Source organism: Pseudomonas idahonensis (assembly GCF_037903935.1).
In the GTDB taxonomy this organism is placed as follows: Bacteria; Pseudomonadota; Gammaproteobacteria; order Pseudomonadales; family Pseudomonadaceae; genus Aquipseudomonas; species Aquipseudomonas danubii.
The window spans coordinates 4275827-4299083 of sequence record NZ_CP149586.1 but is presented as its reverse complement, the minus strand read 5'-3'; the positions used below and the strand labels follow the sequence as shown (position 1 = coordinate 4299083).

The 23257-nt window shown below is 66.4% G+C and carries 19 protein-coding genes; 16 read left to right on the top strand and 3 right to left on the bottom strand.

The annotated features are described in order from the left end of the window. The first annotated feature begins 389 nt into the window (after window positions 1-389). The 8 genes from WIN67_RS19330 (at window position 390) to WIN67_RS19295 (ending at window position 10287) form a co-directional block, all read left to right on the top strand. Window positions 390-2912 carry a TonB-dependent receptor gene (locus WIN67_RS19330; protein ID WP_339069886.1) on the top strand — a complete coding sequence of 841 codons (2523 nt, stop codon included), beginning with the start codon at window positions 390-392 and terminating at the stop codon, window positions 2910-2912. Window positions 2913-2951: 39 nt separating this feature from the next. Beyond that, a complete protein-coding gene (locus WIN67_RS19325; protein ID WP_306399145.1) occupies window positions 2952-4892 on the top strand; it encodes a phytase in 1941 nt (646 codons plus the stop codon). A gap of 81 nt (window positions 4893-4973) precedes the next feature. After that, window positions 4974-5684, top strand: coding sequence for a protein TolQ (tolQ, locus tag WIN67_RS19320; protein ID WP_306399144.1), 711 nt, complete (start codon window positions 4974-4976; stop codon window positions 5682-5684). 16 nt (window positions 5685-5700) lie between these two features. Continuing rightward, window positions 5701-6147 (top strand): protein TolR, encoded by a 447-nt coding sequence (gene tolR, locus WIN67_RS19315; RefSeq protein ID WP_102881597.1) that lies wholly within the window; start codon window positions 5701-5703, stop codon window positions 6145-6147. Next, window positions 6144-6959, top strand: a complete 816-nt coding sequence (locus WIN67_RS19310; protein ID WP_339069885.1) for an energy transducer TonB — start codon at window positions 6144-6146, stop codon at window positions 6957-6959. The genes tolR and WIN67_RS19310 overlap by 4 nt, the downstream gene beginning before the upstream one ends. 200 nt (window positions 6960-7159) lie before the next feature. Continuing rightward, window positions 7160-7582 carry a c-type cytochrome gene (locus WIN67_RS19305; RefSeq protein WP_296413319.1) on the top strand — a complete coding sequence of 141 codons (423 nt, stop codon included), beginning with the start codon at window positions 7160-7162 and terminating at the stop codon, window positions 7580-7582. An 85-nt stretch (window positions 7583-7667) separates the two neighbouring features. Next, entirely contained in the window at window positions 7668-8996 is a 1329-nt protein-coding gene (locus tag WIN67_RS19300; protein ID WP_339071727.1) for a D-arabinono-1,4-lactone oxidase, read from the top strand. 85 nt (window positions 8997-9081) lie between these two features. Further along, window positions 9082-10287 carry a DSD1 family PLP-dependent enzyme gene (locus WIN67_RS19295; protein WP_181430903.1) on the top strand — a complete coding sequence of 402 codons (1206 nt, stop codon included), beginning with the start codon at window positions 9082-9084 and terminating at the stop codon, window positions 10285-10287. Window positions 10288-10721: 434 nt separating this feature from the next. Here the strand turns inward: WIN67_RS19295 and WIN67_RS19290 are convergent, their stop codons facing one another. Continuing rightward, window positions 10722-11672, bottom strand: a complete 951-nt coding sequence (locus WIN67_RS19290) for a SphA family protein (protein WP_110596665.1) — start codon at window positions 11670-11672, stop codon at window positions 10722-10724. Between the two features lie 260 nt (window positions 11673-11932). Between WIN67_RS19290 and WIN67_RS19285 the strand changes: the two genes are divergently transcribed. From WIN67_RS19285 to WIN67_RS19275, 3 genes are all read left to right on the top strand, one after another. Then, the gene (locus WIN67_RS19285; protein WP_339069884.1) at window positions 11933-12970 is read left to right on the top strand and encodes an AraC family transcriptional regulator; all 1038 of its coding nucleotides are present in this window, start codon (window positions 11933-11935) and stop codon (window positions 12968-12970) included. A 266-nt stretch (window positions 12971-13236) separates the two neighbouring features. After that, entirely contained in the window at window positions 13237-14124 is an 888-nt protein-coding gene (locus WIN67_RS19280) for a Dyp-type peroxidase (protein ID WP_300244661.1), read from the top strand. Next, complete coding sequence (locus WIN67_RS19275) at window positions 14121-15110, top strand: Gfo/Idh/MocA family protein (protein ID WP_110653250.1); 990 nt, start codon at window positions 14121-14123, stop codon at window positions 15108-15110. Before WIN67_RS19280 ends, WIN67_RS19275 begins: the two co-directional genes overlap by 4 nt. Before the next feature lie 61 nt (window positions 15111-15171). Here WIN67_RS19275 and WIN67_RS19270 read toward each other — a convergent pair whose 3' ends face one another. Continuing rightward, window positions 15172-15513: a type II toxin-antitoxin system RelE/ParE family toxin gene (locus WIN67_RS19270; RefSeq protein ID WP_258381504.1), complete on the bottom strand. Its 342-nt coding sequence runs from the start codon at window positions 15511-15513 to the stop codon at window positions 15172-15174. A gap of 16 nt (window positions 15514-15529) precedes the next feature. Then, window positions 15530-15820, bottom strand: a complete 291-nt coding sequence (locus WIN67_RS19265) for a type II toxin-antitoxin system ParD family antitoxin (protein ID WP_339069883.1) — start codon at window positions 15818-15820, stop codon at window positions 15530-15532. Between the two features lie 180 nt (window positions 15821-16000). Between WIN67_RS19265 and lexA the strand changes: the two genes are divergently transcribed. From lexA to WIN67_RS19240, 5 genes are all read left to right on the top strand, one after another. Then, window positions 16001-16618 (top strand): transcriptional repressor LexA, encoded by a 618-nt coding sequence (gene lexA, locus WIN67_RS19260; protein WP_102881589.1) that lies wholly within the window; start codon window positions 16001-16003, stop codon window positions 16616-16618. Continuing rightward, window positions 16618-17235, top strand: a complete 618-nt coding sequence (gene imuA / locus WIN67_RS19255; RefSeq protein WP_339069882.1) for a translesion DNA synthesis-associated protein ImuA — start codon at window positions 16618-16620, stop codon at window positions 17233-17235. The genes lexA and imuA overlap by 1 nt, the downstream gene beginning before the upstream one ends. A gap of 7 nt (window positions 17236-17242) precedes the next feature. Next, entirely contained in the window at window positions 17243-18658 is a 1416-nt protein-coding gene (locus WIN67_RS19250; RefSeq protein WP_339069881.1) for a DNA polymerase Y family protein, read from the top strand. Continuing rightward, entirely contained in the window at window positions 18655-21759 is a 3105-nt protein-coding gene (locus WIN67_RS19245; protein ID WP_339069880.1) for an error-prone DNA polymerase, read from the top strand. The genes WIN67_RS19250 and WIN67_RS19245 overlap by 4 nt, the downstream gene beginning before the upstream one ends. 811 nt (window positions 21760-22570) lie before the next feature. Next, window positions 22571-23230: a CsgG/HfaB family protein gene (locus WIN67_RS19240; RefSeq protein WP_110596672.1), complete on the top strand. Its 660-nt coding sequence runs from the start codon at window positions 22571-22573 to the stop codon at window positions 23228-23230. Window positions 23231-23257: the final 27 nt, after the last annotated feature.

The window sequence follows — 23257 nt, the reverse complement described above, 5'->3', positions numbered from 1 at the left end:
AAACCGCTGAGAGGTCGAATCAGCTCACGCCGGTGGCGTTTTTTTTGCCGACACAAGCCTCGCTGAATTCGCCTTAGGTGGCGAGGATGCCTGCTCATACTGGCGTGCGCAGCGCACCTAAAGCCTGCCCGCGACTGCTCCAGCCAGCCCCCGCAATTGCCCGGCGGCCGCCGCGGCGCAAACGGTCGCGAGCCCAGTCCCAGTCTGCTATCAGACGCTGAATCACAGGTCATTTCAGCTCATTGTGCCGACCGATCTGCGGGCAAAAGGGTGTTTACGTTACCCGTCGCTCGACCCTGTCACAGAACCGTCATTCGCCATCCCTAGCGTGCCCTCCCAGTTGCCGGGCCCCTTGCCCGGCGTTAGCGGACTCTTGGGGGAGGACCATCATGTACAAGCGCAGCAGTCCCGGGCTTGTCAGCTTTACCTTGACCGCGCTGGCCATGGCCATCGCCAGTGAACGCTTGAGCGCCGCCGAAACGGCCGCCACCGAGCACGTGCAAGTGGTAGGCCAGGCGGCCAGCATCGATCAGGCGCTCAAGGAGCAACGACGTTCGGACAGCATCGAAAGCGTGGTGCACGCCGACGGCGTGGCCCAGTTGCCGGACCAGAACGCCGCCGAGGCGGCGCAGCGCCTGCCGGGCATCAGCATCGAGCGCGACCAGGGCGAAGGGCGCTTTGTCAGCGTCCGCGGCCTGGGCCCGGACCTCAACAGCGTGACCATCAACGGCACCCTGGTGCCCTCGCCGGAAAGCGCGCGCCGCGCCGTGGCCCTGGATGTACTGCCCTCGGAGCTGGTGCAGTCGCTGTCGGTGATCAAGACCCTGACCCCGGACATGGACGCCAACTCCCTGGGCGGCACCGTGGACGTGAAAAGCCTCTCGGCCTTCGACCACAAGGGCCTGTTCTACAGCGGCAGCAGCGAGGCCAGCTACGACCAGAACACCCGCCAGACCAGCCCGAAATTCTCCGGCGCGGCGAGCAACCGCTTCAGCCTCGGCGACGGCATCGACAACTTCGGCGTGGCCGCGGCCTTGAGCTGGCAGAAGCGCGATTTCGGCTCCGACAACGTCGAGACCGGCGGCGCCTGGGACTTCGAACAAGGCGCCAAGCTGCAGGAATTCGAGCAGCGCGACTACGCCATCAGCCGCGAGCGTGCCGGTGGCGGCCTGAACTTCGACTACAAGCCCGACGACAGCAGCAGCTACTACTTGCGTACCCTGTACAGCCGCTACAAGGACAGCGAAACCCGCAACTCCACCAGCATCGAATTCGCCGACCCCCTGGCCGCCGGGGAGCGCGGCGACGCCGAGGCCAAGCGCAAGCTCAAGCAGCGCGAGGAAACCCAGGAGATCCAGTCCTACGTGTTCGGCGGCGAGCGCCAGCTGGGCCTGTGGACCCTCAGCGGCCAGACCGGCTACAGCCGCTCCAGCGAAGACAGCCCGGCGCATATCGCCGGGGCCACCTTCAAGGGCAACAGCGATTTTTCCGACAGCGGCTTCTACGACAACGGCAAGCCGCGCCCGGTGATCGGCGCTGGCTTCTACGACCCGGCCAACTTCACCCTGGACAAGGTCGACTGGGAACAGCAGAAGACCACCGACACCGAGAAGAACCTGCGCCTGGACCTGGCTCGGGACTATGACCTGAGTGGCTACGCCGCGCAGTTCAAGTTCGGCGGCAAAGTCAGCCGGCGCAACAAGGACAACGACCTGGAAGCCTGGGTCTACAAGGACTTCGACACCCTGGGCTTTACCGACCAGCAGCTCAACCTCGGGCAGTTCCAGAAGGGCAACGTGGACTACTCCCTCGGCCGCTTCGGCCCGGGCATCAGTGGCGGCGCCATCAAGCAGTTGATCGGCGGCCTGAATCCGGCGGCCTTCTACGACGAGGAAGAATCCCGGGTCAACGACTTCAAGATCCGCGAAGACATCAACGCCGGCTACTTCATGAACACCCTGGACATCGACGACTGGCGCTTCATCGCCGGCCTGCGCTACGAGGGCACCGAGTTCCAGGCCAAGGGCACCGGGGTCACCGACGGCGCCTTCACCGCCACCGACACCCAACGCCGCTACCAGCACTGGCTGCCGGGGCTGCATGCGCGCTACCAGCTGGACAAGAACACCCAGCTGCGCGCGGCCTGGACCAAGAGCGTGGTGCGCCCGACCTTCGGCCAGCTGGCCCCGGGCTTTGTCATCGACGGCGACGAGGCGACCTTCGGCAACCCCGACCTCAAGCCCCTGGAGTCGAGCAACCTGGACCTGGGCATCGAGCACTACATGGGCCGCGCCGGCAGCGTCTCGGCCTTCGTGTTCTACAAGGACATCCAGAACTTCGTCTACAACACCGACCTGGCCGGCACCGGTGCCTGGAGCGGGTTCTCCGAGGCGCACACCTTCGCCAACGGCGACAGCGCCAAGCTGTACGGCCTGGAACTGGCCTATTCGCAGAAATTCGACTGGCTGCCGGCGCCGTGGAACGGCCTGCTGCTGGGCGCCAACAGCACCTTCAGCCGCTCCAGCGCGAGCATCGAGGGCTTCGACCAGAAGGCCGGGGTCAACCGCAAGCGCGACATCGACCTGCCCAACCAGTCGGACACCGTGGGCAACCTGATGCTCGGCTGGGAAGACGACAAGCTCAGCCTGCGCCTGTCGGCCAACTACAAGTCGGCTTACCTCTATGAGCTGGCCTCCATCAGCGACAAGGCCCACGACCTGCACGTGGATGCCCAGACCTTCGTCGATTTCAGCGCCAAGTATTCCCTGAGCAAAAACCTGCAACTGAGCTTCGAGGCGCAGAACCTCACCGACCAGCCGTACTTCGTCTACACCGGCAACCGCTCCTACAACGCCCAGTACGAGGAATACGGCCCGACCTACAAGCTCGGCCTGACCTTCACCCATTTCTAAGTAGCGGGCCCTTGCCCGACAGCACACTCAAGGATTGTGATGAGCACTGTATTGACCGCAAGAAACCGCCTGCTGGGCCTGTGCATTGGCTTGACCGGTGGCGTCGCCTTGGCCAGCAGCATGGCCCTGGCCGCCCCCAGCGTGCCGGGCCTGAACCTCAAACCCTGGGCCGAGCAGACCTCGGGCGTCACCGGCCTGGGCTTTGTGCCCGCCGGCACGGGCACCGACCGGTTGCTGGCCAGTGAACGCGAAGGCCTGTTGCTGCTGGATGAACAGGGCCGCCAGCTGGCCCGCTTCAAGGGCTCGTTCAACGGCCTGGACAGCCGCGCCGCCGGCCAGCAAATACTGGTGGCCAGCCTCGACAACCAGCGTCAGCAAGCGCTGCTGGTGAGCCTTGATCCGGCCACCCGCACCTGGGGCCAGCCGCTGTACCTGCCCACCCGGGACTACCCGGTCAACGGCCTGTGTCTGTACCGCGACGAGGCCAGCAACCTGTTCCTGTTTCTGGTGGGCGAGGAGGGCAAGGGCGAGCAATGGCTGGTGGGCCATGGCGCGCAACTGAGCACCGAGCCGCAGCGGGTGCGTGGCTTGCCACTGCCGCCAGAGGCCAAGTTCTGCCAGGTGGACGACGCCGCCCAGCAACTGCTGGTCAATGAACAGAATGTCGGCTGGTGGGCCTACCCGGCCCATGCCGAAGCCGACACCCTGCGTCAGCCGGTGGCCCTACGCGCGCCTTTCGGCGAGATCAAGAAAAGCGCCGGGGCCATGGCCCTGGTGCCGGGCGGGGTGCTGGGCCTGGACCCGAAAGCCGCGCAACTGCACCTTTATCAGCAACAGGAAAAGGGTTGGGCCGCCCAGGCCACGCTGCCCCTGAGCGGCCTCAAGGAGCCGGAAAACATTGCCCTGCGTACCAGCGCCAAGGGCCTGCAGGTGCTGCTGCGTGACGATGAAGACGGGCGCCTGTACCAGGGCCAGTTGAACTGGCAGGCCACCCCGATGGCCTTGCCGCCGGTACTGCCCATCGTGCAGGCGGCGGTGCAGAGCGAGCCGGTGGGGCGCCAGGGCGATGCCGCTGATGATCCGGCGATCTGGGTCCACCCGCAGCAGCCGTCCCTGAGCCGAGTGCTGGGCACCAACAAGAAGCAGGGCCTGCTGGCCTACGACCTGCAGGGCAAGCTGCTGCAGGAACTGGCAGTGGGGCGTTTGAACAACGTCGACGTGCGCCCCAACTTCAAGCTCGGCGAGCAGGCCGTGGACCTGGCCGTGGCCAGCAATCGCGATCACAACAGCCTCAGCCTGTTCGCCATTGACCGCGCCAGCGGCGAGTTGCGCGAAGCCGGGGAGATCGCCACGCCGCTCAAGGACATCTACGGCATTTGCCTGTTCCAGCCCGCCAGCGGCGAGCTCTATGCCATTGCCAACGACAAGGACGGCACCTTCCTCCAGTACCGCCTGAGTGCACCGTCCGGCATTGCCCAGGGCGAGCTGGTGCGCCAGTTCAAGGTGGCCAGCCAGCCCGAGGGCTGTGTCGCCGATGACCAGCGCCAGCGGCTGTTCCTCGGTGAGGAGGATGTTGGCGTCTGGGCCCTGGACGCCCGGCCCGAGCAGCCGGCGACCCTGCACAGCGTGATCAAGGTCGGCGGCCTGTTGCAGGCCGATGTCGAGGGCCTGGCGCTGTATCAGAGCAGCGCTCGGGATTATCTGGTGATTTCCAGCCAGGGCAACGACAGCTACCTGGTGCTGGACGCCGAGCCACCGTACGCCTCCCACGGCGCGTTCCGGGTCAGCCTCAACGCCCGTGCGGGGATCGACGGCGCCTCGGAAACCGATGGCCTGGAAGTCACCTCGGCCAACCTCGGCGGGCCTTGGAACCAGGGTTTGCTGGTGGTCCAGGACGGGCGAAAGCGCATGCCCGAGCAGACCCAGAACTTCAAGTTCGTGCCCTGGGCCGAGGTTACCCAGGCCCTGAAACTGCCCTGAGCCGGTTGTCATCACCCGGTCATTTGAATGTCATCGAATAGCCCCGCCAGCCCTGGCGGGCAGCCGAGAAGGAGTTTCACCATGCAGGCCACACTCGAACACATGAGCATCTGGGGGCTGATCAGCGATGCCAGTTTGTTGGTCAAGGCGGTCATGCTGACCTTGCTCCTGGCGTCCCTGCTCAGCTGGTACCTGATCATCCAGCGCGGCGCCGTGCTGCGCGCCTGTGAGCGCCGCTGCAACACCTTTGTCCAGCGCTTTCGCGCCGCGCCCGAGCTGCTGCCGCTGTACCGCGAAGTGGCCCCGCAGGCTGATGGCGAAGGCGGCGTGGAGCCGATCTTCGTCGCCGGCTACCAGGAATTTGGCCACCTGTGCGGCCAGTCCGGCGGTAACGGCGAAGGCGTGCTGGAAGGCGTGGAGCGGGCCCTGTACGTGGCCATCAGCGAACAGGAAACCCGCTTGGAACAAGGCCTGCAGTTTCTCGCCACGGTGGGTTCGGTGAGCCCCTATATCGGCCTGTTCGGCACCGTGTGGGGGATCATGAATTCCTTCCTCGGGCTGTCCCAGGTGCAGCAGGCGACCCTTTCCACCGTGGCCCCGGGCATTGCCGAGGCGCTGATCGCCACCGCCATCGGCCTGTTCGCGGCGATTCCCGCGGTGATCGCCTACAACCGCTTCTCGGCCCGCAGCCAGACCCTGCTGACTCGCTACTACGCCTTTGGCAACGAACTGCAGGTGCGCCTGCACCGCACCTTGCAGGGCACCCCGAGCCACTTGGCCGTGGCGGCCTGAGAGAAGGAGCAAGCCGATGTTAGTCAGGCCGCAACGCAAGCACGGACCCAAGGCGGAAATGAACGTGGTGCCCTATATCGATGTGATGCTGGTGCTGCTGGTGATCTTCATGGTCACCGCGCCGATGCTCACCCAGGGGGTGAAGATCGAATTGCCCAAGGTCGCCAGCGAGGCCCTGGCCACCGACAGCCGCCAGCAGATCCTCACTCTGTCGGTGAAAGCCGAGGGTGGTTACTACTGGAACCTGGGCAGCGAACTGGACACTCGGCACCAGACCGACAGCGCCGTGGACCTTGAGCAGATGCGCGCCAAGGTGGCCCAGGTGATTGCCCAGCGCGGCGATACCCAGGTGTACATCCGCGCCGATCAGGACGCCGCCTATTCCAGCGTGGTGGCGGCCATGGCGGCGTTGCAGCAGGGCGGGGTGCACAACCTGGGGCTGGTGACCGAGGCCCCGCAATGACGGCGATGATCATGCACAACCCCACCGCGATGCCCCTGCGGCCCGAGGCATCCGGCTTCTGGCGCAACAGCCTGGCGGCCAGCCTGGCCCTGGCCCTGCACGCCGGAGTGCTGGTGGCGCTGGTGCTGGGCTGGTCGGTGGACAAACTGCAGGTCGAGGCGCCGGCGGTACTGACCACCCAACTGGTGATGCTGGCGCCGCCTGCCGCCCCCGCGGAACCGCTGCCGGCGCTGGCCGAGGTGGCGCCACCGCCACCGCCACTGCCCGCGGCTGCGCCGGAGCCGGTCAGGCCCCGGGTAGACCCCCAGGTGCAGGCGCAGAAACTGGAGCAGGCAGCCCTGGCGCGCAAGCGCGTGGAAGACAAGAAGCGTGAGCAGGTGCAGGAGCAGCAACGCCAGCAGCGCGAGCGCCTGGAGGCCGAGCAGCGCCAGCGCGATACCGAGCAACGTGTGGCCCAGGAACAAGCACAGGCCCAGCGCGCCGAACAGTCGCGGCTGGCCGCCGAGCGCGCGCGCCAGCAGGCGGCCCAGGCCGCCGCCGACAGCCGCCAGTACCAGCCTCTGAGCAAGGAGGCACCGGACTACCCGCAGCGGGCCCTGGACAAGAACCTGGAAGGCGACTGCACCGTGGAATACAGCGTCAATCCCCAGGGGCGGGTGGAGAACCCCAGGGTCATCGACGGTTGCCATCCGCTGTTCATGCGCCCGTCCCTGGCGGCGGTGGCGACTTTCCGTTACCAGCCACGGCTGATCGATGGCCAGGCGGTGACGGTGCCGGCGGTGCGCAACACCTTCCACTATCGGATCCAGTAAGGCGCGGGGCGGCGTGCGTCCGTTACCGTCCAGGCAGCCTCCTGGCGGACCGACTCAGCTCCCTTGGCTGGCCGACCCTGCACCCTTGGCTGGCCGCCAATGCCCTCAACCCCAGGGGGCGGGTGTCTTAGTGTTGCTCAATAGGGGCCGCCTCTGTTGTCGGGGCGGGCCCTTTGCCCTGGCCGCACTGAGGACCACCGATGCCCACTGTCACCCCCGCCTGTTCGCGCCCGTTGCGGCGTCCCTCTTGCCTGCTGATTCGCCGCGCCCTGGGCCTGCTTCTGGGCTTGCTGCTGAGCGCTTGCGGCGAGGCTGAACCGCCTGCCGCCGTGCGCCTCGACGCTGCGCCACTCGACGCTGCGCGTCTGAGCCCGGCCGACCCGGCCCTGGCCCAGGTCTACGCCAGCAGCTGCCAGCTGTGCCACGCCAACCCGGCCTCCGGTGCGCCCCTGGCCGGCGACGCCAAGGCCTGGGCCCCGCGCCTGGCCCAGGGTGCCGATACCCTGCTCGATCACAGTATCAACGGCTACCAGGGCATGCCGCCCATGGGCCTGTGCATGCAGTGCAGCGAAGCGCAGTTCCTGGCCCTGATCAGCTTCATGTCCGGCCATTCATTCCAATAAAAAGACAAGGTCTTCGTTTATGCACATGCACCTCTCTCGACGCCGGCTGCTGCAAGGCGCTGGCGCCCTCGGCGCCTTCGGCGCGCTGTGCAGCAACCCACTGCTGGCCGAGCTGGCCCGGCCCTCGCGGCTGATCCCTTGGCGCAATTGGTCCGGCGCGCAAAGCTGCCTGCCCGAAGCGCGGCTGGCGCCCAAGGACCTGGATGAGTTGCGGCAGGTGATCCGCCAGGCCCCGGGCAAGGTCCGTCCGGTGGGCTCCGGCCACTCCTTCAGCGCCCTGGTGCCCACCGACGGCACCTTGCTGTCCCTGGCCTATTTCAACGGCCTGCTGGCCCATGATCCGCAGACCCTGCAAGCCGAGTTCGCCGCCGGCACGCCGATGTCGCTGATGGGCCCAGCGCTCAAGGAGGTGGGGCAGGCGTTGTGGAACATGGCGGATATCGACTACCAGACCCTGGCCGGTGCCATTGCCACCTCGACCCACGGCACCGGGATCGGCTTTGGCTCCTATTCGTCCCAGGTCTGCGGGCTGCAACTGGTGACCGCCAGTGGCGAGGTGCTGGACTGCGATCCCCAGCGCAACGCCGAGGTGTTCCACGTCGCCCGGGTGTCCCTCGGGGCACTGGGGGTGGCGACCCGGGTGCGCCTGCAGAACCGCGCCGCCTATCGCCTGCGGGAAAAACAGTGGATTGCCAGGACCGATGAACTGCTGGAAGACATGGCCAACAACCTTCGCGACAACCAGCACTGGGAAATGCTCGTGGTTACCCATTCCGACTACGCCCTGGCGGTGGCCCTGAATGAGACCGGCGACCCGGCGACCCCGCCCAGGGACCCGGCCGAGGAGGGCGGCAACGAGTTCGTCAGCCTGATCGAGAACCTCGATAAGTACGTCAGCGACTTCCCCGAGACTCGCCGCCACCTGCTCAACAGCCTGCGCTGGCTGGCCCGGTTCGATGAGCGGGTGGGGGATTCCTATCAGGTCTACGCCAATGTGCGCAGCGTGCGCTTCAACGAGATGGAGTACTCGGTGCCGGCGCACTTGGGGCCGGCGTGCCTGCGCGAGATCCTCGCGCTGATCCGCGACAAGGACCTGCGCACCTGGTTTCCCATCGAGTACCGCTACGTCAAGGCCGACGACATTCCCCTGAGCATGTTCGAAGGTCGCGACAGCTGTTCGATCTCGGTGCACCAGCACTACAGCATGGACCACCACAACTTCTTCGCCGCCGTGGAGCCGATCTTCTGGAAGTACCAGGGGCGTCCGCACTGGGGCAAGCACCACAGCCTCAATGCCCGCACCCTGCAGGGGCTGTACCCGCAATGGTCGGCCTTCGCCAAGGTGCGCCAGGCGCTGGACCCGCAAGGCAAATTCATCAACGCCCACCTGGCCTCGGTGCTGGGTGTGGCTTGAACAGGAGATCAGACCCATGAACCGTCGTCATTTCATGGCCGGCACCCTGGGGGCCGGTGTGTTGCTGGCCGGTGTCGGTGCCTGGCTGCGGCCCGGCGACCGGGGAGCGCCCTACAGCCCCTATTTCGCCGAACTCAATCGCGAGCTCAAGGCCAACGGGCCGATGCAGCCGGTGATGCTGATCGACCTGGATCGCCTGGACCACAACATCGATGTGGTCATGCAATCGGTGCAGCGCGGCGGCAAGCACCTGCGCCTGGTGGAAAAATCCCTGCCGTCGCCGGGGCTCCTGGCCTATATCGCCCAGCGTGCCGGCACCCGGCGCCTGATGTCCTTCCACCAGCCGTTTCTCAACCACGACGCCGAGGTGTTTGCCGACGCCGATATCCTCCTGGGCAAACCCTTGCCGATCCGCGCCGCCGAGCGCTTCTACCAGCAGCTCAAGGGCCCGTTCGACCCGCGCCGGCAACTGCAATGGCTGCTCGATACTCCCGAACGCCTGCAGCAATACCTGGGGCTGGCCCAAGGCCTGGGCACGCGGATGCGCATCAACATCGAGCTGGATGTGGGGCTGCACCGTGGCGGCGTGGCGGACCACGCCGTGCTCGGGCGGATGCTGGCGCTGATCAGCGCCAACCCCCGGCACCTGGAGTTTGCCGGGTTCATGGGCTACGACCCCTTTGTCGACATGGGCGTACCGGGGATTCTCGGGTCGCCGCAAAGCCTGTTCGATAAGGTCATGCAGCGCTACAACGGCTTTGCCGATTTCACCCGTCAGCAGTACCCGGCGCTGTGGCAGGCCGAGCTGACCCTGAACACCGCCGGCAGCCCCAGCTATCGCCGGCACGAGCAGGAACGCCTGAGCAGCGAGGTCTCGGTGGGCACTGCGCTGCTCAAGCCCAGTCACTACGACCTGCCCTCCCTGGAGCAGCATGTGCCGGCGGCCTTTATCGCCACCCCGGTGCTCAAGAGCACCGGGCCGGTGCGGATTCCGGCCCTGGACGACCAGTCGCGGCTGTTGTCCTGGTGGGACCGCAACCAGCGCCAGACTTTCTTTATCTATGGCGGCCACTGGCTGGCGGATTTCGAATCGCCGGCGGGCTTGCAGAGCAACCAGCTGTTCGGTCGCAGTTCCAACCAGGAGATGGTCAACGGCTCCCGCGCCGTGGGCCTGCAGGTGGACGACCAGGTCTTCCTGCGTCCGCAGCAGAGCGAAGCGGTGCTCCTGCAATTTGGCGACCTGCTGGCGCTGCGCGGCGGGCGCATCGTCGACCGCTGGCCGGTGTACTGATCCCACGCCCTGTAGCCGCTGCCGAGCTTTGGCGAGGCTGCGCAAAGGCCCGTAGGGCCTTGCCTGGCGATCTGCCGCCGAACCTCGAGCGGCCTCAAGATCCCCGCGTCTCCTTCGGAGCCGTTCGCAGCCTGCGGCAGCGGCTACACGAAGCGCGGCCCGGCAACCGCCTGTAGCCGCTGCCGAGCTTTGGCGAGGCTGCGCAAAGGCCCGCAGGGCCTTGCCTGGCGGCCTCTCGCCGAACCTCGAGCGGCCTCAAGATTCCCGCGTCTCCTTCGGAGCCGTTCGCAGCCTGCGGCAGCGGCTACACGAAGCGCGGCCCGGCAACCGTCTGTAGCCGCTGCCGAGCTTTGGCGAGGCTGCGCAAAGGCCCGCAGGGCCTTGCTTGGCGATCTGCCGCCGAACCCGTAGCGGCTTCAAGTCTGCCGCGGGTTTCACAGGGCAAAAGGAATGCTCAGCTTGGCCCAGAGCATGTCGCCCTCGGGGCGGTTTTCCACGTCGAATTCCTTGGCCCAGCGGATTTCGGCGCTGGCGTATTCAAGAAAGCGCAGGTGTAGCGCCGGGCCGATGGCGAACACTTGCCCGCGCACCCCGTCACTCACGTCCTCGCCCATGAAGGTCACGGTCTTGCCGTATTGCTTGTCGTCGCTGGTCTGCTTCAGGTAGTAGCCGTTGAGCCCCAGGCTCAGGTTGTCGGTCAGGCGGTAGCTGGCCGAGTAGTCGAAGTGGAAGATCTGCCCGGAACGGTAGTCGGTGGCGTGGTTTTCCCGGTTGAAGCTGTAGGTGGTCTTGAACGACAGCTCGGTGCGTTCGCTGGGCAGCCAGGTCATGGAGAACAGCGGCTTGTAGGTGGTGAAGTTGTTGCTGGTGTTGGCCAGCCGCTCGGCATCGTATTGGCCCGTGGGCAGGGTCACTTCCACGGCCGCGCCCAGGGTCAGGCTGGGCCCCAGGTCCCAGAGAATGATCGGCGCGAAGGTGGTGTCGCCCATGCTTTCGCGGCGGTCGCTCTGGCCGTACAGCGACACCTGTTGGCGCAGGTAGGGCTGCGCCACGTAGCCCCCCAGGCGGCCGCCGAAGACCCGCAGCGGGCTCAGGTAATCCAGGCGCGGGATGATCGCGTCGGAGGTGATCTTGACTTCCTGCACCTTGCCGCCAAAGGCGCTGATGTCGAGCTTCTTGGCCTGGTAGTGGTTGTAGTAGAGGTTGAAGGCGAACATGTGTTCCGGGAGCTGGTCGGGGCTCAGGGGCAGCACGTAGAAGCCGTCGGTGCCGGGGCCGATGTTGTCGACCCCGGATTCGCTGGCCAGGGCATTCAGGCTGGCGCAGGTGGCCAGGGCTACGCCCAGGTGCAGGGGCAGAGAGCGAGTGAGGCGGGTCGGGTGCATGGTTGGGCTCATTCTTATTGTTAGTGAGGAGCGCGGCGGCAGGCGCGCCGCAGGCCCCATAGAAATAAGCCTTGGGCCGGGCGTGGGGCAGGGTATTGGCGGACAGGGAGGGGAACTTTGTCGGACAGGCCGCAATGCTTTGTTACATTCCTCCGTAAAACCCCGTGGGACGGGATATGCTGCAGCGGTCGGTGATGCCTTGGCACCGGCCGTAGCAGACAATAAAAACAGCCGCTCAAGCGGCCCGGAAGCCGATACCCATGCACATCAAAGCCGTCGATCCCCACGACCAGTTGGCCCTGGTTTCACCCTTCCTGTTGCAGACCCTGGCGGACGTCGCCACTGACAAAGGGATCAGCGCCGAACGCCTGTGTCGCGGCCTGGGCTTCACCCTGGAAGACCTGCAGGACCCGACCCTGCGCATCTCCTACCGCCAGGCGGTGGCGATGATCGAGCGCGCCCTGGCGACGCTGCCCCAGCAAGGCCTGGGGCTCTGGGTCGGCAGCCGCAATGTGCTGGGCACCCTGGGCTTGCTGGGGCATGCCCTGTCCCTGTGCCGGACCCTGGGGGACGCCTTCGAGCTGGGCATCCGTCATCAGCACACCTCTGGGACCATCGTCAGCGCCGATCTCGGGCGTCAGGGCCAGGAGTTCTTTGTCGAACTGCAATGCCGCCTGCCCTACGGCGAGGTGCAGATCTTTGCTGCGGAAGAGTTCTTCGCCAGCCTGCTGATCTATGGCCGGGCCCTGCTGAGCAGGGATTTCCAGGCCCTGCGGGTGGAATTCATGCATGCCGCGCCGGCCTACGCCGAGCTCTACGGGCAGTTGCTGGGCCCCCATGTCCGCTTCGGCTGCCTGCACGCGCGCATGGTGATCGAGGCTCGCTGGCTGCAGATGCCCTTGCCCAATCATCACCCAGTGGCCTTGCGCCAGGCCCTCAAGCTGCTGGAGCTGGAAAGCGCCCAGGTGCACCAGAAGATGGACCTGATCCAGGCGGTGGAGCGCGCCCTGAGCCGTGACCTGCGGGCCGGCAGCCATATCGAGCAGGTGGCGGGGGACCTGAACATGAGCGGGCGCACCCTGCGCCGGCGCCTGACCGAACACGGCCTGACCTTCGAAGCCCTGCTGGAGCGGGTGCGCCAGGCGCGGACCCTGAACCTCTTGGGCAACCCGGAGCTGTCCATCGAACGCATCACCGAAGAGGTGGGTTACAGCGACGTGCGCAGTTTCCGCCGGGCCTTCAAGCGCTGGACCGGGCTGAGCCCCAGCGCCTTTCGCGAAGAAGCGGCGCTGCATTGAAGACCGCCCCTGTAACCGCTGCCGAGCCTCGGCGAGGCTGCGCAAAGGCCCGCAAGGCCTTGCTTGGCGATCGCCCGTCGAGCCTCTAGCGATCTCAGGACTTTTGCGTCTCCTGCGGAGCCGTTCGCAGCCTGCGGCAGCGGCTACACAGATCCCGGCCCGGCATTTTCACCACGACCTTGCATCGCCGCTGCGCGCCTGTCTGTATCGACGCTGACGCCGACAGCTCAGGGCGGTAAACTCGCGGCCTTTATTCAGGAGTTCCCATGAGTTACTACCAGCCCGGCATCCTCGCTGCACCCGTTCCGTCCCAGGCCCGTCACCTGTTCTTTGCCCTTGAGTCCATCGAGGCGTTGCCCCAGGCCCTTGACCAGTTGCTGGCACGGGTGGACGGCGCAACGGCGGTCGCAGGCTTTGGCGCCTCGCTGGTCAAGGCCCTGGGCGCTCGGGTGCAAGGGCTCAAGGCATTCCCGGCACTGACCGGCGTCGGCGTCGACAACCCTTCGACCCAGCACGCGCTGTGGGTCTGGCTGCACGGTGACGAGCGCGGCGAGCTGCTGCACCGCAGCAACGAGCTGGAGGCCGCGCTGGCCCCGGCCTTTCGTCTGGTCGGCATGCAGGAAGCTTTCCGCCACAAGAGCGGTCACGACCTGACCGGTTATGAAGATGGCACCGAGAACCCTCATGAAGAGGCCGCCGTGGCCGCGGCGCTGGCCGAGGGTGAAGACGGCCTGCGCGGTGGCAGTTTTGCCGCGATCCAGCAGTGGCAGCACGACTTCAAGGGCTTTGCCGCGATGCCCCAGCAAGAGCGCGACCACATCATCGGCCGGCGCCTGAGCGATAACGAAGAACTGGACGATGCCCCGGAATCGGCCCACGTCAAGCGCACCGCCCAGGAAAGCTTCACCCCGGAGGCCTTCATGGTGCGTCGTTCGATGCCCTGGATCGAAGGTGACAAGGGCGGCCTGATGTTCCTCGCCTTCGGTCACAGCCTGAACGCCTTCGAAGTCCAGCTGCGGCGCATGAGCGGCCTGGAAGACGGCATCGTCGACGGCCTGTACCGCATGAGCCGGCCGATCACCGGTGGCTACTACTGGTGCCCGCCGCTGCACAACGGTCAGCTCGATCTGCGCGCGTTGCAAGCGCCGAAATGAACACCGAGGTCGGGTCGCTGCCCACCGTACGCTGGGGCATGATCGGTTGCGGCAGTGTCACCGAGCGCAAGAGCGGCCCGGCCTTCTACAAGGTTCCGGGTTCGGCGCTGGTGGCGGTGATGGGCCGCCGCCCCGAGGCGGTGCGCGACTATGCGCAGCGCCACGGCATTGCCCGCTGGTACACCGATGCCCAGGCCCTGATCGACGACCCCGAGGTGGACGCGGTGTACATCGCCACGCCCCCCGACAGCCATTACGCCTACAGCCTGCAAGTGGCCGCCGCCGGCAAGCATTGCTGCGTGGAAAAGCCCATGGCCTTGCATGCCGGGCAGAGCCTGGCCATGCAGCAGGCCTTCGAGCAGGCCGGGCTGCACTTGTTCGTGGCCTATTACCGGCGTTCCTTGCCGCGTTTCCGGCAGGTGCGGCAATGGCTGGCGGACGGGCGCATCGGTGAGGTCCGGCACCTGCACTGGAGCCTGAGCAAGGCCGCCTCCGAGGCCGACCGCAGCGGCGCGGCCAACTGGCGGACCGACCCACAGATTGCCGGTGGCGGTTATTTCGCCGACCTGGCCAGCCATGGCTTGGACCTGTTCCAGTACCTGCTGGGCGACATCGTCGAGGTGGCCGGCATCAGCTCTCGCCAGGCCGGGCTGTATGCCGCCGAGGATGCAGTCAGCGCCAGCTGGCGCTTCGCTTGCGGGGCCCTGGGCAGCGGCGCCTGGAACTTCGTCGCCGACCGCCGGGTGGACCGGGTGGAGATCATCGGCAGCCAGGGGCGCATCAGCTTTTCCGTGTTCGACGAGCATCCGCTGCAACTTGAAGCCGAAGAGACCCTGAGCCTGGTCATCGACAACCCCGTGCACATCCAGTGGCATCACGTGCAGGGCATGAACGCCCATATTCGCGGCCAGACCCGGCACCCGGCCCTGGCCAGCGAAGCCCTGAAGACCGATTGGGTGATGGACCAGATCCTGCGGCGCGGCTGATCCCGGGGCGCCTGCCTTTCTGGCGGCTTCGCCGGCAAGCCGGCTCCTGCGGGGGGGGCGATCATTGGGCAGGCAGGTGCAACTGAACGTCCATGGCGTCATGCAGCAACCTGACCACTTCGATCAGGCTCTCATCGATCACTCGATAAAACAGGACATGTCGTGGTTTCTTGACCTGGGCTTGAGGGTGCCGGGAGTGTTGGCGGGAATGGAACAGGTGGTAGCTGCGAAGGCCCGGTGCGATGTCGTCACGCTCGTGGCTGCCAACGTGCTGTGGGTTGCTGGCGAGATCGTGCAGGGCTCGCAGGATCAAGGCCTGATAGCGGACCCGGGCCGCTTCGCCAAAGTGCCTTTGGGAAAACCGCAGTGCGTCGACGATGTCGGTTCGGGCGGCATTGGAAATCCGCTACTGGACCCTCTCAGTGTTGCTCTTGATCCGTGGCGACCGCTTCCAGTCCCAGCTCATCCAGGTATTGCTGCAGGTTTTCTTCCCGCACCTGGCTGAAGCGTCCTTGTTGCAGGTCCGCGATACCGATCGCAGTGGCTTGGCGCAATGCCTCGATTTTCGCCGCGTCCTCGGCAACCCGTTGTTCCAGCAGACGCAAACCTTCGCGCATGACCTCGCTAGCGTTCTGATAGCGACCGGATTTGACCAGGTTGTTGATGAGCTGCTCTTGGTGGGCGGTGAGGACAACGTTTCGCGTTGGCATGCCGTGCTCCTGGGCTGGGGGTTTGAGGAAAGGCGTTGGCATATTATGCCAGCTGGCGGCCGGATTCAGCCTTGAAGGGCGCTTGACGACCGGTGGCTGAGGGCGTTCATCGACTTCTACGCTGGTTTCCTGGCAGGACTGATTGGCGGTTCTTGTCAGATAAATCCGAGAGGAGTACAAATGTACTCCATGACGACTTTATCCCCCCGCCGCAGTGCCATCCTGACCTTTATTCGCGAACGCATCGCCGATCATGGCCAGCCCCCAAGCCTCGCTGAAATCAGCGAGGCGTTCGGTTTTGCCTCGCGCAGCGTGGCGCGCAAGCATGTGCTGGCGCTGACCGAGGCCGGGTTTATCGAGGTCAACCCCCATCAGGCCCGGGGCATTCGCCTGCTCAATCAGCCGCGGCGCCCGGAGCTGCTGGAGATCCCGGTGCTGGGGCGGGTGGCCGCCGGTGCGCCGATTGGCGTCGATGCCGAAATACACGGTCAGTTGTGGCTGGACCCGGGGATGTTCTCCCGCACTCCGGATTACCTGCTGCGGGTCCAGGGCGATTCGATGATCGATGACGGCATCCTCGACGGCGATCTGGTGGCGGTGCGCCGCAGCAGTGAGGTGCGCAACGGCCAGACGGTGATCGCCCGACTGGACGGCGAGGTCACCATCAAGCGTTTCGAGCGCAAGGGGCAGGGCATTCGCCTGTTGCCGCGCAACCCGGCCTATCAGCCGATCGAGGTTACCGACGACCACGAACTGTTTATCGAAGGTGTGTTCTGCGGTCTGGTGAGGCCAGGCTGATGGGCGCCGTGGTCGCACTGGATACCCTGTTCAATGGCGGACGGGTGTGGAAAGGCCGCCCTGCGGCTGCGCCGGTCAGCCTGCACCCGACGGGGCATGCTGCTTTGGATGCGGTGCTGCCCACGGGCGGCTGGCCGGAGGCGGCGCTGACGGAAATCCTTATCGCCGCCCAGGGCCTGGGCGAGCTGCAGTTGCTGTGGCCGAGCCTGGCGCGGCTGACCATGGCGAGGGAGCGGGTGGTGCTGGTGGCGCCACCGTTCGTGCCCTATCCCCAGGCCTGGCAGAACGCCGGGGTGGATGTGCGCCAGCTGTCGATCATCCAGGCCGGGGAGCGCGATGCCCTGTGGGCCGCCGAGCAATGCCTGCGTTCTGGCAGTTGCGGCGCGGTGCTGTGCTGGCCGCAACAAGTCGACGACCGCGCCCTGCGGCGCTTGCAGGTGGCGGCGGAAAGCGGCCAGACCCTGGCCTTCGCCTACCGGCCCCTGGACGCCGCGCACAACCCGTCACCGGCGGCCTTGAGGATCAGCGTGCAGGGCCGCCCTGTGCAGTTGCAGGTGCTCAAGTGCCGGGGCGGACTGGCCCATCCGGCGCCTATTGCCTGGCCCGCCGGGCACTGAGGTTGGCATGCGTTGGGTGTGCATTCTGTTCCCGCAATTGGCGCTGGACGCCGTGCTGCGTCAGCGCGCCGAACCCGATGCGCCCCTGGCGCTACTTAGTGGCACCCCACAACGCCGGGTGATCCAGGCGGTGAATGGCGCCGCCCGCGAGCTGGGCCTGCGCCCCGGGCAATCCCTGACCGCTGCCCAGGCCCTGACCAAGGCTTTTGCCAGCGCCGAATACGACCCGCAGCAGATCGAGCACTGGCAGCAGTTTCTGGCCGCCTGGGCCTACGGTTTCAGCTCCCAGGTCAGCGTTGCCTACCCCCGTACCCTGGTGCTGGAGATCGAGTCCAGCCTGGGCCTGTTCGGCCCCTGGCCGCAGTTGGAGGCGCGCCTGCGCCGGGAGTTGCAGGCCCTGGGTTTTCGTCATCGCATCGTCGCCGCGCCCAACCCGGCGGCAGCCCGGGTCCTGGCCAATGCCTATGACGGCTTGGCGGTGGCCGACTGCGCGGCCCTGGTCCAGGCCCTGGGGGCCATGCCCATCGAGCGCCTGGGCCTGGCCCCGGAGCAGGCCACGGCCCTGTCGCGCATGGGGGTGCGCAGCTTCGAGCAACTGCGCGAGCTGCCCCGGTCCAGTCTGGCCCGGCGTTTTGACGGCCGCTTGCTCAAGCACCTGGACACCTTGCTCGGCGAGCGTCCGCTGGGGCTGGCGTTCTATCAGCCGCCGGATCGTTTCGACCTGCGCATCGAGCTGAATTTCGATGTGCTGTCTCATCAGGCGCTGCTGTTCCCCTTGCGTCGGCTGACCGCCGATCTGGCGGCCTTTCTCTGTGGCCGCGACAGCGGGGTGCAGCGTTTCGCACTGCACCTGGAACATGCCGAAGGCGCCGACACCCTGATCCCGGTGGGGCTGCTCAGTGCCGAGCGCGACCCGGCGATGCTGTTTGAACTGGCCCGCGGGCGCCTGGAGCAGATCCAGGTGCCGGCGCCGGTGCGCAACCTGCGGCTGGTGGCCGAGGACTTGCCGCTGTTCGTGCCCCAGCACACTGAACTGTTCGATCCGCGTCCGCAGCAGAACCTGCCCTGGGAGCAGTTGCGCGAACGCCTGCGGGCCCGCCTGGGGGATGACGCGGTGCAGGGCCTGGGGCATCGCGCCGATCACCGGCCGGAGCGCAGTTGGCAGACCCAGACTGATCCGCGCCCCTGTCCGGCCAGCCCCGGATTGCGCCGTCCTGGCTGGCTGTTCACTGAACCCCAGGCCCTGAACGAAGGCAGCGTGCGGATTCTCATGGGCCCGGAGCGCATCGAGTCCGGCTGGTGGGACGGCGCCGACGTGCGCCGCGACTACTACCTGATCGAAACCTGCGCCGGCCAGCAGGGCTGGGCCTATCGTCAGGTCGGCGAGTCCGGGCCCTTGCTCCTGCAAGGCTGGTTCGCATGAGCGCTTACGCCGAGCTGCACTGCCTGTCCAACTTCAGTTTCCAGCGCGGCGCCTCCAGTGCCGCCGAATTGTTCCAGCGCGCCGCGGCCCTGGATTACCAGGCCCTGGCGATCACTGATGAATGCACCCTGGCGGGGATTGTCCGGGCCTGGCAGGCCTCACGCGACAGCGGCCTGAAGCTGATCGTTGGCAGTGAAATGCAGGTCGAGGACGGCCCGCGCCTGGTGCTGCTGGTGGAGGACCTGGCGGGTTACCAGGGCCTGTGCCGGTTGATCACTCGGGCCCGGCGCCGGGCCGAGAAGGGCAGCTATCGCCTGCTGCGCGAAGACTTTGCCGAACCGCTGCCGGGGCTGCTGGCCCTGTGGCTGGCGGACGATGGCCCGGCGCCGGACCATGGCCACTGGTTGCGCCAGATATTCCCCGAGCGCCTATGGCTGGCGCTGGAACTGCATTGCGGCCAGGACGATGCCCAGCGCCTGCAACAGCGGCTGGCCCTGGCCTCGCAGTGGGGGCTGCCGGCCGTGGCCTGTGGCGATGTGCACATGCATGTGCGCGGGCGCCGGGCGCTGCAGGACACCATGACCGCGATCCGCCATCACCTGCCGGTGGCCGAGGCCGGGCAGCGCCTGTTCGCCAATGGCGAGCGTCACCTGCGGCCCATCGAAGTGCTGCAAGGGCTGTATCCCCAAATCCTGCTCGACGAGTCGCTGACCATCGCCGGGCGTTGCGCTTTCGATCTCGGCCAACTGCGCTACCAATACCCCCGGGAGCTGGTGCCCGAGGGGCATGACGCCGGGTCCTGGCTGCGGGTGCTGACCCAGCGCGGTATTCTGCGCCGCTGGCCGGCCGGGGCTCGGGCCGAGGTGCTGAAGCAGATCGACAAGGAGCTCACGCTGATTTGCGACCTGGGCTACGAGAGTTATTTCCTCACCGTGCACGACATCGTCGATTTTGCCCGGCGCCAGCACATTCTCTGCCAGGGCCGGGGTTCGGCGGCCAACTCGGTGGTGTGTTTCGCCCTCGGTATCACCGAGATCGATCCGGACCGCTCGACCCTGTTGTTCGAGCGCTTCCTGTCCAGGGAACGCAACGAGCCGCCGGACATCGACGTCGATTTCGAGCACGAGCGCCGCGAAGAGGTGCTGCAGTACGTGTTCCAGCGTTACGGCCGGCATCGCGCGGCGCTGACCGCGGTGGTCAGCACCTACCACGGCGCCGGGGCGGTGCGGGATGTGGCCAAGGCCCTGGGCTTGCCGCCGGATCAGGTCAATGCCCTGGCCGACTGCTGCGGCCATTGGAGCGATACGCCGCCCAGTGTCGAGCGCCTGCAGGAGGCCGGGTTCGATCCCGAGAGCCCGGTGCTGCGCCGGGTCCTGAGCCTGACCGGGCAGTTGATCGGCTTTCCCCGGCACCTGTCCCAGCACCCCGGCGGCTTCGTGATTTCCGAGCAGCCCCTGGACCATCTGGTGCCAGTGGAAAACGCGACGATGGCCGAGCGCACGGTGATCCAGTGGGACAAGGACGACCTGGACATGGTCGGCCTGCTCAAGGTGGACATCCTGGCCCTGGGCATGCTCAGCGCCATCCGCCGTTGCTTCGACCTGATCCATGGCTACCGCGGCCAGCGCTACAGCCTCACCAGCATTCCGGCCGAAGACCCGGCCACTTACCAGATGATCGGCCGCGCCGACACCATTGGCGTGTTCCAGATCGAGTCCCGGGCGCAGATGTCGATGCTGCCCCGGCTCAAGCCGCAGAACTTCTATGACCTGGTGATCGAGGTGGCCATCGTCCGCCCCGGGCCGATCCAGGGCGGCATGGTGCATCCCTACCTGCGTCGGCGTAACCGTGAAGAGCCGGAGACGTATCCGTCGCCGAAGTTGGAAGCGGTGCTCAAGCGAACTCTGGGCGTGCCGCTGTTTCAGGAGCAGGTGATGCAGATCGCCATTGTTGCTGCCGACTACACCCCGGGGGAGGCCGACCAGTTGCGCCGTTCCATGGCCGCCTGGAAGCGCCATGGCGGCCTGGAGCCGCACCGCGAACGGCTGCGCAAAGGCATGCGCAAGAACGGCTACAGCGACGAGTTCGCGGCGCAGATCTTCGAGCAGATCAAGGGCTTTGGCAGCTACGGCTTTCCCGAATCCCATGCCGCCAGTTTTGCCTTGCTGACCTACGCCAGTTGCTGGCTCAAGTGCCACGAACCGGCGGCCTTCGCCTGCGCCCTGATCAACAGCTGGCCGATGGGCTTCTACAGTCCGGATCAAATCCTCCAGGACGCCCGGCGCCACGGTCTGCAGATCCTGCCGGTGGATGTGAGCGCCAGTGACTGGGACTGCAGCCTGGAGCCGCTCCCTGCCCAACCCGGACGCGCTGAAAAGGGCCTGTCCGGGCAGCCGGCCGTGCGCCTGGGGCTGCGCATGATCAAGGGCTTTCGCCAGGAGGACGGCCAACGCATCGAGAGCGCCCGCCGGCAGCGGGCCTTTGTCGATATTGCCGACCTGGCCGAGCGCGCCCGGCTGGATGTCCGCGCCCAGGAGCTGCTGGCGGATGCCGGCGCCTTGCGGGCGCTGGCCGGGGATCGCTACCGGGCACGCTGGGAAGTGGCCGGGGTGGAGAAGCAACTGGGGCTGTTTGCCGAGCTGCCACGCCAGGAGGAAGCCCCGGTGAACCTGCCCCGGCCCAGCGTCGGCGAAGACTTGCAGGCCGATTACCACAGCCTCGGCACCACCCTGGGGCCCCATCCTTTGGCGCTGCTGCGCGCGCAGCTCAAGGCCCGGCGCTGCCGCAGTTCCCGGGAACTGCTGGAGGTGGAGCACGGGCGTTCGGTGAGCGTGGCCGGGCTGGTCACCGGACGCCAGCGCCCGGGCACTGCCAGCGGGGTGACCTTCGTCACCCTGGAAGACGAGTTCGGCAACGTCAATGTGGTGGTCTGGCGCGACCTGGCCGAACGCCAGCGTCGGGTACTGGTGGGTTCGCAGTTGCTTAAGGTCGACGGCACCCTGGAAACCGTGGGTGAAGTGCGCCACCTGATTGCCGGGCGCCTGACGGATCTGAGCCCGTTGCTGGATGGCATCAGCGTGCGCAGTCGGGACTTTCGCTGACTGCCGCCGAGTCTCTAGCGGTCTCAGGAATTTTGCGTCTCCTTCGGAGCCGTTCGCAGCCTACGGCAGCGGCTACAAAAGCCTGGCTCGGCACTGGCCTGTAGCCGCTGCCGAGCTTTGGCGAGGCTGCGCAAAGGCCCGCAGGGCCTTGCTTGGCGATCTGCAGCCGAGCCTCTAGCGGTCTCAGGACTTTGCGTCTCCTACGGAGCCGTTCGCAGCCTGCGGCAGCGGCTACAAAAGCCTGGCTCGGCACTGGCCTGTAGCCGCTGCCGAGCTTTGGCGAGGCTGCGCAAAGGCCCGTAGGGCCTTGCTTGGCGATCTGCCGCCGAGCCTCTAGCGATCTCAGGACTTTGCGTCTCCTGCGGAGCCGTTCGCAGCCTGCGGCAGCGGCTACAAAAGCCTGGCTCGGCACTGGCCTGTAGCCGCTGCCGAGCTTTGGCGAGGCTGCGCAAAGGCCCGCAGGGCCTTGCTTGGCGATCTGCCGCCGGGCCTCTAGCGGTCTCAGGACTTTTGCGTCTCCTGCGGAGCCGTTCGCAGCCTGCGGCAGCGGCGACACAGATCCCGGCCCGAGGTTTTGCGAGCGATCATAGGTGGACGCTAATGATTTTTTATTCCTTTTCGGCATGATGGCGCTTTGGCATAATCGCCGCCGATGATGCCCCCTGCATCAAGTTTCAGAACGTCCCGCCGATGCTTTTCGAGCCCGCACAGACTTGGGCCAGAGACTTACGGCAGGGCGAAAGTGCATCTACACGGTGCACCCAAATGGATACTCAAAAAGGAACCTAGAGTGAGAGTGATCTCGAAGTTGATGTTGTCCGCTGCAGCACTGGCGGTGCTGACGGGCATGAGCGGTTGCGCCACCGAAAGCTCCCGCGCTTTGCCGGTGGAAAAGGTCCAGAGCGCCAGCCAGGTGTGGACCGGGGCCCGGGTGCCGATGGCGGTGGGCAAGTTCGATAACCGTTCCAGCTACATGCGCGGGATTTTCTCCGACGGCGTCGACCGCCTCGGCGGTCAGGCCAAGACCATCCTCATCACCCACCTGCAGCAGACCAACCGTTTCAACGTGCTGGACCGCGACAACATGGGCGAGATCCAGCAGGAAGCGGCGATCAAGGGCCAGGCGCAGAAACTCAAGGGCGCGGATTTCGTGGTCACCGGCGACGTCACCGAGTTCGGCCGCAAGGAAACCGGCGACCACCAGCTGTTCGGTATTCTCGGCCGCGGCAAGACCCAGGTGGCCTACGCCAAGGTGGCGTTGAATATCGTCAATATCAGCACTTCCGAAGTGGTGTATTCCACCCAGGGTGCCGGCGAGTACGCCCTGTCCAACCGTGAAGTGATTGGCTTTGGCGGCACCGCTTCCTACGACTCGACCCTTAACGGCAAGGTGCTGGACCTGGCCATGCGCGAGGCGGTCAACCGCATGGTCGAAGCCATCGATACCGGGGCCTGGAAACCCGGCCGCTGATCAACACTGCTAACAGGGAGATGTAAG